Below are 11,515 nucleotides of genomic sequence, written 5' to 3' on the forward strand. Positions count from 1 at the left end.
CGGCCCGTGGCGTCAAGCCGGTGGGTAACGTGCATTGGACGTTCAAAGCCACCTACTTGTACGGGGTGGTTGAACCGGCGACCGGAGAGCACTTTTTCTATGAGTTCACTCATTGCAACACCGACTGTTTTGAGTGCTTTCTTAAGCTCGTGGCCAAGGAATATGCCGACAGTATTTTGATTATCCAAGTGGACCAAGCCGGATGGCACAAGGCCAAACGACTCACGGTGCCGGACAACCTGATTCTAATGTTTCAACCGGCTCACTCGCCTGAATGCAATCCGATTGAGCAAGTCTGGCAATACCTCAAAAAACGGTTGCGGTGGACACGACCGAAAACCTTAGATGAACTCCGAGCGCTTATTCGAGAACAATTAGTTGCCTTAACCAACGATACGATTGCCTCCATTACTGGACGAGCGTCCATACTAGAGGCTTTATCTGTAGCTGGTATATAGAGAATTGGTATTACCCGGTGTGAACGATCCCTATTGGTTGGCCAATGGCGGCAACGGAGATTACACCATTGGCATGATTATCGACTCAGCTGATGATGTATTTGAGTCTGATGAAATCAACAACAGCAACCAGGGTGAGCTGATTGACCGGGATACCCTTGTGATTAACGGCACTACATTGGCTGATCTGGTAGGAACATCAGCGAATGTAGTGCTTGAGCCGCAGTTGGCTGGCAATGTCTTTGACTTTGACTATTCCATTAGCAATATCGGTGGCTCGTCGACGGGTGGGAACTATACGGTTTCGTTTTATCTGTCGGACAACGACTTGATTAGCCCACTGGATCAGTTTTTAGGTAGCACGACCCTGAGCAACCTGGCAGCAGGAGCTTCGACTGGTTTACTTAGATCACAGCTGACCTTACCCGGTGTAAATGATGCCTACTGGTTAGCCAATGGTGGCAATGGAGATTACACCATTGGCATGATTATCGATTCAGCCAATGTAGTGTTGGAGTCGGATGAAACCAACAACAGCAACCAGGGTGAGCTGATTGATCGAGATACCCTTGCTATCAGTGGCACCACGGCGGCTGACCTGGTGGGTACATCAGCGAATGTAGTACAAGAGCCACTAACGGCAGGTGCAACCTTTGATTTTGACTACATCCTAAGCAACATTGGTGGAGCCCCTACTGGTCAACCGATCAAAGTGTCGTTTTACTTATCCAGTAACACCACTATCAGTAGTTCAGATTACTTCCTTGGTGATGCCACCATTGCCAATTTTCCTGCTAATGCTTCGACGACTACATTATCTCAGCAATTATCTCTGCCTCCTGCAGGTGATCCTTTCTGGAGCGGTGATGGTACTTACACTATTGGCATGATTGTAGATTCTGATGATGTAGTGGCTGAGGTGAGCGAATCTAATAACAGTAATCTAGGCAACTTGATTGACCAAGATTCTGTGTTGATTACAGGTACTCAAAAAGCAGATTTGGTATCCACCGTCAGCGATGTGATTTTTGAGCCGCAAAATGCAGGCAACACCTTCTCCTTTGAGTTTGAAATTAATAATTTAGGCGGGCTGGCATCTGGGGCGTTTGATGTATCGTTCTACCTCTCTACCAATGACATCATCAGCTCAGCCGATCAGTTCCTAGGAACAGCAACCTTAGGTAGTGTGACGGCTAATGGCTCAACCGGTTTGCTAACTGTTGATCTGACCCTGCCAGGGATCAATGATCCGTTTTGGCAAGGTGATGGAACCTACTTTGTAGGGATGCTCATTGACCCCAATAATGCCGTTGATGAGTCGAATGAGACTAATAACAGTAATACGGGTTTCTTGCTGGACTATGACGATGTGATTATTAACAACACCTCACAGTTGGGTCAGCGAGGCAGCGATGACTTTTTGGGCACCGATGCAGCTGACTTTTTCCAGGGCTTGCGAGGCGATGACGATATTTTAGGGTTCGGTGGTGACGATGAGCTACGCGGTGGCCGTGGTGATGATTTTGTTATTGGCGGTACTGGTAGCGACATCGTCAATGGAAACCGCGGCGATGATTTGCTAATTGGTGTAGACCTTGATAATGCCCTCAATGTTAATGGCGATCAGATTGATATTCTGATTGGCGGCTTTGGTGATGATGCCTTTATCCTGGGCGATACTACTCAAAGCTATTACAACAGTACAAGCTCGACTGACTATGCAGTTATTGCTGATTACACAGCTGGTGAGGATGTAATTATGCTCCATGGTAGTGCGGGTAACTATAGCTTGGGGACGCCAAGTGTTGGTTTGCCAGGAACTGGAATCTTCCAGGGGAATGAGTTGATAGCTGTTGTCCAGGGAGATACATCGGGCTTGAGTTTGACGGGAGCAGCGTTTGAATATATCTAATGTGATTTCTCTAATGCCATCGATTAAGCTGTAGTGACTGTACGGGCTTTGGACAAATGTGGTTGATCCAAAGCCTGTGCGATCGCAACTTATAACTTATACAGGCATATTTGCCATGGCATCGGCCCCTGTAGAACTTTCTGCTTACCATTCAGAGTGGCCTATCAAGTTTGAAGCAGAAAAGACCAGATTAATTACCAATATTGGTCAGTGGCTATGGGGTAGCGTTGAGCATGTAGGCAGTACCGCCGTTCCAGGGCTACTGGCCAAACCTGTAATTGACATTATGTTTGGGGTGCAGTCCTTACAGGACTCGCGACCTGCCATTGATGTCCTGGTTAACCATGGTTACCAATATTTTCCATATAAAAAAGAGGTGATGCATTGGTTCTGCAAACCATCCGATGAATTTCGGACCCACCATCTACACCTAATTCCCTACAAAAGTCAGCTATGGCAGGATCGTATTCGCTTTCGCGACTTACTACGTGCTAACCAAAAAATCGCTAATGACTACGCCATCCTGAAGCAGTCATTAGCGGCCAGTTATCGATATGACCGAGAAGCGTATACCCAGGCAAAAGGACCATTTATTCAACAGACTTTGAAGCTGGTCCAATAATGGCTAGAGCATTGATAAAAAGACGATGGGCCAGTTTTGTTTCTAGCCTGTGCCAAGTCTGAGCTGGCTAGTTTACCGCTAGAATAATCCCACTGCGGGTAACCGCTTTTACAGGGTAGGTGTTGCTGCTCCTCGCGAGGATTTGTTCTGGAAGTTCCTGATCAATAGCACTCAATTTCAGACCAATCTATCCCATCAATCAGCAACGGTGTGCGTGAATTATGGTTTCGTTAGCCCGTAAAAACTTACTTAAGGATCTACCACGCTTTCTGGTAGCTCAGGCGGGCATCATGTTTGCTGTCAGCTTAGTCACTATTCAAACGGGTATCCTCAAAGGATTTACTCGATCTACCACACTACTGATCGATAGTTCATCGGCCGATATTTGGATCGCTTCAGAAAATATCGTCAATTTTGAGCTAACCGAACCCTTTCCCTACGTACAGGTGCAACGAGCCCAAGATATTGAAGGTGTAGCTCGGGTGGAAGCCCTGACTATAGGTTCAGGCCGCTGGTATTCTGACGGCAAACTGACGACACTGCGGGTGTTTGGCTTTGATCCTAATGGTCAGCTATTTCGCCCTGGCCAGGTTTCGAATGCAGCCATCCAAGCATTAAATGCCCCCTATGCGGCCCTAATTGATCGCACCAACATGCGTTCATTTCGGATCGATGGTGTGGGGGATACAGCTCGTATTCGTCAGCTGCCAGTGATGGTCGTTGGGTTTACCCGCGATACCCAGTCCTTAGTCTCCAGCAAATTTGTCTTTACGTCGTTATTAAATGCTAATGCCTACATTAGTTCTGGATTTTCGGCTGGGTTAACCTGTCAGCTGGGCGATGGTGATATCACCTGTGTGAATGCTTATCAGCGTGATCCAAATGCAGCCAACGCTGACGTGACCGATCCAGAACCGCTAAATTCAGATTCTCCGGTGACCTATATTTTGGTCAAAGCAGCTCCGGGTGAAGATTTGCAACTGCTTAAACAGCGTATCGAGTCTTCGTTATCAGGAACTAAGGCGTTTACCAAAAATGAGCTGATTAGTGTCACTCAGGCTTACTGGCAAAACCGCACGGGTATTGGTTTTATTCTGGGATTAGGGGCGCTGGTTGGTGTGATTGTCGGCATGGTGGTGGTGGCCCAGATTTTGTATACGTCGGTTTCTGAAAATCTACGGGAATTTGGCACGCTCAAAGCGATGGGGGCGTCAGATTGGGATATCTACAGTGTGATTTTGGAACAGTCGCTGTGGATGGCAGTTTTGGGATACGTGCCTGGCCTATTGCTCTGCTGGGGTGTAGGAACTTGGACAGCAGCGACTCAAGGAATTGTGGTATTGATTACACCGCTTAGTGCTGTTGGTGTGTTTGGTATCACTGTTGCGATGTGTGTTGGGTCTGCTGTTTTCGCGATTCAAAAAGTGACGCGAGTGGACCCGGGAATTGTGTTTAAGGCGTAGGTGTGAGTTAAAGAATTAATGGTTGCGATCGCAGCACATAACATCCAAATGTCCTTTATGTCGGGCACTACTGAAACCAAGGTGCTCAACGGCATTGACCTGGCTATTCCGGCTGGGCAAATCCGTCTAATGATGGGACCCTCTGGATCTGGTAAGACGACGTTGCTATCGATTTTGGCAGGTATTTTGACGCCAACGGCTGGTCAAGTGCATCTGCTGGGCCAAGAAATTACAAAGCTATCACCCAAAGAACTCACCGCGTTTCGCCGTGACCACATCGGTTTTATTTTTCAAAGCTTTAATCTATTTCCTGCCCTCACTGCTTTGGAGAATATTGAGCTAGCGTTACAGCTCAAGCATAAAAAAGGATTGGGCATCAAAGAACAAGCTTTTGATCTGCTTAAACAAGTAGGCCTAGGCGATCGAGCCAACAATCTGCCAGCCGATTTATCGGGTGGTCAAAAGCAGCGAGTTGCGATCGCTCGGGCGCTAGCAGGCGAACCAGAACTGATTATGGCTGATGAGCCCACAGCCGCGCTGGATTCTGCCACAGGTCATGATGTGATTGAGCTAATGCAGTACTTGGCCAAGAATAAAGGCTGCACGGTCTTGATCATTACCCACGATCCACGCATTACCGATGCTGCTGATGAGATTACTTACTTAGAAGATGGCGTTTTAGCCAAGCAATCCAGTTTAGTTAGTGGCTTGCATTGATTAGGTCCTTTGGCACCTGGTGTTTCAAACAATTCCAGTGATATCGTTGCTATCATTTTGGCAAAACTATGAATGCTGCAGAGGCATAGCGCACGATGACTGCCACTCTTATTCAAAGCCCTGATCGTGTGGTTTTACAAAATATTAGCTGGCAGAGTTATCAAAGCCTGATTCATGATTTTGCTCAGGAACCGGCAATTCGTCTCACCTATGATCATGGCACTCTTGAAATTCGGATGCCTTTAGATCCCCATGAGACGTTTAAAAAGCTTATTGGTCGGTTGATTGAAGCGGCAACCGAAGAGCTGGATTTAGAAATTCGTAGTTTGGGCTCTAGAACTTGTGATCGAGAAGATTTAGCTAGCGGGTTAGAGCCTGATCAGTGTTACTACATCCAAAATGAACCGCAAGTTCGAGGTATTGAGCAGATCGATTTAACTCAATTGCCGCCGCCGGATTTAGCAGTTGAAATTGATATTACCAGCAGTTCTCTGAATCGATTTGCCATCTATAAAGCTCTAGGAGTTCCAGAAATCTGGCGTTACGATGGCAAGTGCCTCAAAATATATGTTTTGAAGGATGGTGAGTACGTTACTCAGTCCAATAGTCGAGCGTTACCTTTACTAACCGCAGCAGATATTTTACGGTTTCTTACCCCTAGTCAATCCATGGGTGAAAACGCCTTGGTTAAACAATTTCGACAGTGGATTAGAAAAAAATAAGGTTGCCAACTGTTTTTATCATTAAATGATTGTTGATTTTTATTAGTATTTCGATTTTTGGATAGCTAAAACTAGAGGACAGGAATTATTCTCTTTTAGTCACATTCGTGAACCAACTCTACTCAAAATAAAATAATGGCAAATGTAGAGCATCTTGAGCAGCTCACTTATGGAATTGATAGCTGGCAAACATGGAGACAAAAGAATCAAGATATAAAGATTGACTTAAGTGATATTTCTCTAACAAAGGAAGTGTTTTATCGAAAAATTTTGAGATGTGCATTCTCGAGAACTTTTACTATTCCTTTCATATCTTTATTTGCTTCAATCATTTTTTGGTGGGTTAGCAGATTCCCAGCCTTTAAGCCTTCTTTAGAAAACTTTGATTCTAGTTTAATTTTATTTTTCTCTTATATTGCTATTCTCTTATTTGTAGTAACTGTCCGTCTAGCTATTGGAAGAGCAATTGGGTGGCTTGTTGCAACTATAGTTTCAGAATTGGTTTCAGAGTTTTCTCGAACATTCAATATAGAAGTTGGCAGCTCTTATTTCAATTCTTTTGACTTTAGGAGTGTAGATTTTTCTAACTCAGATTTAAGTGGGATAGATATTACGAAAGCAGATTTGAGTGGGGCAAATCTTACAAGTACAAACCTTTCAGGTGTCAGGGCATTAGAGACAAATTTTAGTGATGTAAAATTAACAGGAGCATGTCTAAAAAATCTGCAATGCCAGGGCTCAAAATTTGATAGTGTTCGATGTGATTTTTTCTGTCAACAGGAAAATTTTAAGGAACGATTTCCAGCAGAAGGAAAGTTAGGTAAGGGTGAATTTTCTAGATTGATTCAAGATAAACAGAAAAGAGATCGGTTGCTAAGGCCTATGTCGATACGCTTAGAGTTAGGCAAGAATAATGAGAATTTGAGAAAGATTTCTGAGCTAATAGGTAATTCAGTTATTGAAGCAATCTTCGATCCATATCTGAATGATAAAGCGCTTAAGAATTTAGAATATTTGAGTAGCCATGGAGTGAGATTTTCCGAAAAGGTAAGATTTTTGACTTCAAGTGATAAAGCCTCCAGGCAAAGTTTTAGTGTGTTTTTTCAAAAGGCAGCAGAAGGTGGTGAAATTAAAAAAATGAAATTTGGGAAAGAGCATCGTCGTTTCCTCTTACTAGAAAACGATATGGTTCTTATTCTTGGATGCTCATGGAATCAAATTTCTAAAAATGAGGTTGCATCAATTGAATTTACTGAGGTAGATAAAGATTTTTTTAATTCAAAGTGGCAAAAAGCCAAGAAAATATAACGTTAACTCTTTATTCTAGTTAGCTATCTCTAATTAAGAGTTTCATAATTCTAGTGACTTGGCAGAGCTGGTTTTCCCGACGAGTAGACAGGGTGAATTTATCCGAAACATCATACTTGCGGGTTTGTAAATCTGCTTTGATAAACAGAAAATCTTCTCCAGTTGTAATCAGCCCAAATGCTTGTGGTGTATTTGCACTAGCCAGATAGGCCAAGGTTTGAGGTAACGCCTGCATCACGCTAAATCCATATCGTTTGGTTTCTAGCAAAACCAACCAAAAGCCATCTTGCACCACTAGAACATCGATCAGGCCCTTAAGTAAGGTGTCACCATTTTCAATTTCAATAGATATATATTTTTCACCGCGCAGTTTATAGGGCGGATCACATAGTCCCAAAAGCTCTAACAGTGGAGAAACCAGAATAAAATCCACTGTACTTTCTGTAATGGCACCATCAGCCTGGTAATAGCGATATCGGGCTTTCAGGCGGTCGAGGGTATCAATTTCTTCCTGGTGTAATTCTGGTAACTTACCTTGCCACTCAAAAAAGAAGTCAGCTTTATTGACAGGGTGTAGATTGAGACGCTGATGTGCCTCGTTTAGGTTAGTAATCGCTGTGGTGACAGCCAATGTTTGAGTCATGAAACCCAACTCCAGGAATAAGCCCTGACCTTAGTATAGGCTTACTACTTCACTGACTGTGGTTCTCTTTTGCAATGCCAATCAAAATTTCAGGTACCGATCGAGGTTTCCAGTCTAGGTCCCTCATGGCTTTTTCCCCACTAATGCGAACACAGCGGTCATAGATGTAGTGGACTAGCTCATTGTTTAGAGGCGCATTCCAAGAAAAGACTTTACCAATGGGGTCTAGAATGCCGCCGATGGCTCTGACCAATGGCTTAGGCGCATCAGCGGGGGCTTTAACTCCTGCTGTATCTCCCAGAATCTTAAACATTTCGCCGATGGATAGCTCGCCTGCGGAGATGATGAAATGTTCGCCAGAGGGGGCTTTTTCAGCTGCTAGAACCATGGCCAGAACCAGGTCGTCAACGTGGACGATGCCAGTGATGCGATCGCATCCCGGCCACAAAGGCAGTCTCCCTTTCAAAAACAACTTAATCACCGGCCCAAAGTGCGGATCATCCGCCCCAAAAATCCCCCCTGGCATCAAACTCACCGCCGAAAAGCCATCAGCCACATGCTGATTCACCAGCTGCTGAGCCTTAAACTTCGTCTCGTCATAGGCAGACGAAAATCCCTTTTGTGTACGCTGATAGGTCTCATCGATCACCTGACCAGCCGTATCGCCATAGATGCCAATGGTGCTGCAATAAACCAGTTTTGGAGGATGTGTCTGAGTCTTGATCGCCCCCAAGACCGTACGAGTCCCTTCCACATTCACCCGCTCCATCCTGGCCGCATCCACAATACCCAAATCAACACAAGCAGCAATATGAAACACCACATCCACATCTGTCATAGCCTGTTTAAGTACCGCTGCATCAGTAATGTCGCCGTAGGCTAGCTCAATATCCATGTCTGCGAGCCGCGACAGATCGCTTGTACGTCGAACTAAGCCAATAACAGTATGTCCCTGGGAGTTGAGCAGCTTAACCAAATGGGAGCCAGTGAAGCCATTGGCTCCTGTAACCAGTGCTTTCATGCGTTTGCTTGATGCTTTTTAGTAAACTTGATAAACCCAAGTGAGCTAACGCCAGTGACTCTGGGCCTAAGCTGTTATCGTAACGGAAATTACGTCATTTTGATGGACGCTATAGCTAACGACGTTGCATCAAGAAAGCAGCTAAGATGAAACAGCTCAGAAAATTTTTAGCTAATAACTCAACTATCATCACTGAGTTCATTTATTCAAGTTAGTAGTTTTGGTTTACCTAAAACCCAAGAACCACTGAATAAAGGATTGCTTTTTTACATACTTACCTAGAAATGGATGCTTTTTAGAGTGTCCCACTGAATGAAAACAACAATTGAAAAGTCTGACTTTGTTCTGACTCCCTATATGCAGAGCAATGATTGGCGTGCCACGTATCAGGTTTTAAACACGCTGATTCCATACATCTTGCTATGGGTTCTAGCCGCAAAAGTCGCCCAAATTTCTATTTGGCTAATACTTCCAATCATCATTCTTTTAGTGCTTTTTTCATTGCGCTGCTTTTCTTTGATGCATGATTGTGGACATTGCTCACTTTTTAGATCTAAAAAAGTCAATCGAGTTGTTGGATTTATTTTTGGTCTTGTCAATGCGATGCCCCAATATTGGTGGTCGCGAGACCATGCGTATCATCACAAAACAAACGGTGATTGGGAGCGCTATCGCAGTATTGGAGATTTCTTGTCCACTGCAGAGTACGCCAAACTTACTCCGTTTGACCAAAAACTATATGGATTACTCAGACATCCTTTAATGGTTTTTCCGGGCGGTTTTTTCTATTTGGCCTTTAAACCTAGACTTATCCTGCTTTTGGGCAGTTATGACTTTATCCGCCATGCCTTTTCTTGTTTGAAGTCTGATGCAAGTGTTGGACTATCAAAGATTATTTCATCCCATAAACCTAAGCATTGGTCTACAGCAGCAGAGTTTTGGGATGTTCTCCTAAATAATATTTTTGTTGTAGGGGGTTGGATTTTATTGTGTTATTTACTAGGGCCAGTCTTTTTCTTGAGTGTGTACTCAATTGTGTTGACCCTAGCGGCGGCAATCTTTATTAATGTCTTTTTCGTTCAGCATATTTTTGAAGGGGCTTATGCCCACAAAACTGACGGTTGGGACTATTTAACCGGAGCTATTGAAGGAAGTAGTTATTTGGATGTGCCTGCAATTTTAAAGTGGTTTACTGCCGATATTAGCTACCACAATATTCATCACCTGTCCGAGAAAATTCCTAACTATCACCTCAAAGCTTGTCATCAAAAAAATAGTCACTTGCTCTCCCAAGTAAAGAGAATTCGTATCAGTGATGTACTTGACTGTTCTAAGTTTATTTTGTGGGACTCTGACAAGAATAAGCTGACATCTATCCAAGCATTTGACCAAAATCAGGCCAGCACTTTTTCGTAGATGCGATAAGTTTTGTAGATGGTGGCTCCGGTGCTCTCGATGATGTTTCGCGATCGCATATTGTCTTCATACACCCAAGAGAGTTCGGAACGCTTATAGGGGGGCTTTTTATCAGTGCCCCCCTTCATTCCCAAATACACCACTGCCAGTGCCACCATCTTGCGACTGTATTCTGGTAACGTACAAATCGCTAGCACCCTAGCCTGGTCAATCTTGCGACGATACCAAAGGAATTTGAGAATACCAAAAATATTGAGCTTGCCCTTCACATGTTTTAGGGCAATGTTGTAGTCCGGTAGAGCCATAAAAAAGCCCACCATTTTGTTGTCTGACTCTTTTTTTGGATCTTCAGCAATCACGAAAATATCCGTATCCACCAGAGTCTGCAGTTCTCGCGCCTCTATCATAAATTCCTCTTCGGTGCGAGCACTAGAACTCCAGTTATGGGCAAATGCAGTGGTAAATAACTCGTAAATTTGGCGACAGTCTTGCTCAAATGCTTCGCCTTTAGTGTGAATGGTGCGAAATTTAATTCCTGCTTTCTGAGCAATTTTGTAGCCCCGTTCAAAGCTGTTGGGTAAAGGCTTATCCAACGGTAAATCATAGGCATAGGCATCCTTAGCCTGGTGCCAGCCGTTAGCCTCCATGATGTCCAGATAATACTTGGGGTTGTAAGGCATCATCAGCATCGGGTCTGAGTCAAATCCATCTGCTAAAAAACAGCAGTTATTGTGAGTCGACAGATCAATGGGACCACGGGCTACGCTCATCCCCTGTTGCTTTAACCAGTTCGTGGCTCCATCTAAAAGCGCTTGACCAATGTTGAGATCGTCAATGCATTCAAAAAAGCCTATTAACCCAATTGCTTGACCCTCTCGTTCGATCAGCCGATTATTGATAGCCGCAACGATTCGACCCACAGGCTGATCCTTTTGATAAGCAATCAATTGCTGCAGTCTTCCATATTGAAAAAATGAATTTTCCTCAGAAAACTGCTTAGCTGTACTTGACTCAATCGGAGCAACCCAGTGAGGATCATTACGGTAGACGTAAGCTGGGACAGCAAGAAAATCAGCTTGGTCTTTAGAGGTAGTGACCGGCCTGATGGAAAAATTACTCATGGAGTTGGGCGCAAACAGGCAGTGGACAGGAGGATAGCGCTTTCAAGTGTACTTTTTGGGCCTAGATTTTAAGCACACCTAGCGCTCAAACTACTGCCCATTACCTGCTGCT

11 protein-coding genes are annotated in these 11,515 nt (G+C 44.2%); 8 read left to right on the forward strand and 3 right to left on the reverse strand.

Features of this window, described 5'->3' with window-relative positions; translation table 11 throughout:
* The 7 genes from N836_RS61250 to N836_RS61275 form a co-directional block, all read left to right on the forward strand.
* The coding region (locus N836_RS61250) for an IS630 family transposase (RefSeq protein ID WP_023074714.1) at positions 1 to 458 on the forward strand (458 nt) is incomplete at its 5' end.
* A 19-nt stretch (positions 459 to 477) separates the two neighbouring features.
* Positions 478 to 2,370 carry a CARDB domain-containing protein gene (locus N836_RS73670; RefSeq protein ID WP_023074730.1) on the forward strand — a complete coding sequence of 631 codons (1,893 nt, stop codon included), beginning with the start codon at positions 478 to 480 and terminating at the stop codon, positions 2,368 to 2,370.
* A 115-nt stretch (positions 2,371 to 2,485) separates the two neighbouring features.
* A complete protein-coding gene (locus tag N836_RS61255) occupies positions 2,486 to 2,992 on the forward strand; it encodes a GrpB family protein (RefSeq protein WP_023074731.1) in 507 nt (168 codons plus the stop codon).
* Positions 2,993 to 3,213: 221 nt separating this feature from the next.
* Complete coding sequence (locus tag N836_RS61260) at positions 3,214 to 4,455, forward strand: FtsX-like permease family protein (RefSeq protein WP_023074732.1); 1,242 nt, start codon at positions 3,214 to 3,216, stop codon at positions 4,453 to 4,455.
* Positions 4,456 to 4,473: 18 nt separating this feature from the next.
* Entirely contained in the window at positions 4,474 to 5,172 is a 699-nt protein-coding gene (locus N836_RS61265; protein ID WP_023074733.1) for an ABC transporter ATP-binding protein, read from the forward strand.
* Between the two features lie 95 nt (positions 5,173 to 5,267).
* Positions 5,268 to 5,894, forward strand: coding sequence for a Uma2 family endonuclease (locus N836_RS61270; RefSeq protein ID WP_023074734.1), 627 nt, complete (start codon positions 5,268 to 5,270; stop codon positions 5,892 to 5,894).
* A 135-nt stretch (positions 5,895 to 6,029) separates the two neighbouring features.
* Positions 6,030 to 7,202 carry a pentapeptide repeat-containing protein gene (locus N836_RS61275; RefSeq protein WP_023074735.1) on the forward strand — a complete coding sequence of 391 codons (1,173 nt, stop codon included), beginning with the start codon at positions 6,030 to 6,032 and terminating at the stop codon, positions 7,200 to 7,202.
* Positions 7,203 to 7,221: 19 nt separating this feature from the next.
* On the opposite strand, the gene N836_RS61280 is transcribed toward N836_RS61275, so the two are convergent.
* A complete protein-coding gene (locus N836_RS61280; protein WP_023074736.1) occupies positions 7,222 to 7,845 on the reverse strand; it encodes a hypothetical protein in 624 nt (207 codons plus the stop codon).
* Between the two features lie 49 nt (positions 7,846 to 7,894).
* On the reverse strand, positions 7,895 to 8,866 hold the full coding sequence (locus tag N836_RS61285) for an NAD-dependent epimerase/dehydratase family protein (RefSeq protein ID WP_023074737.1): 972 nt from the start codon (positions 8,864 to 8,866) through the stop codon (positions 7,895 to 7,897).
* Positions 8,867 to 9,178: 312 nt separating this feature from the next.
* On the opposite strand from N836_RS61285, the gene N836_RS61290 reads away from it, so the two are divergent.
* Positions 9,179 to 10,282: a fatty acid desaturase gene (locus N836_RS61290; RefSeq protein WP_023074738.1), complete on the forward strand. Its 1,104-nt coding sequence runs from the start codon at positions 9,179 to 9,181 to the stop codon at positions 10,280 to 10,282.
* Here the strand turns inward: N836_RS61290 and N836_RS61295 are convergent.
* The gene (locus tag N836_RS61295) at positions 10,261 to 11,403 is read right to left on the reverse strand and encodes a hypothetical protein (protein ID WP_023074739.1); all 1,143 of its coding nucleotides are present in this window, start codon (positions 11,401 to 11,403) and stop codon (positions 10,261 to 10,263) included. The two genes, N836_RS61290 and N836_RS61295, sit on opposite strands and share 22 nt — an antisense overlap.
* Positions 11,404 to 11,515: the final 112 nt, after the last annotated feature.

The sequence above is a fragment of the Leptolyngbya sp. Heron Island J genome (assembly GCF_000482245.1).
Classification (GTDB): Bacteria; Cyanobacteriota; Cyanobacteriia; order Phormidesmidales; family Phormidesmidaceae; genus Leptothoe.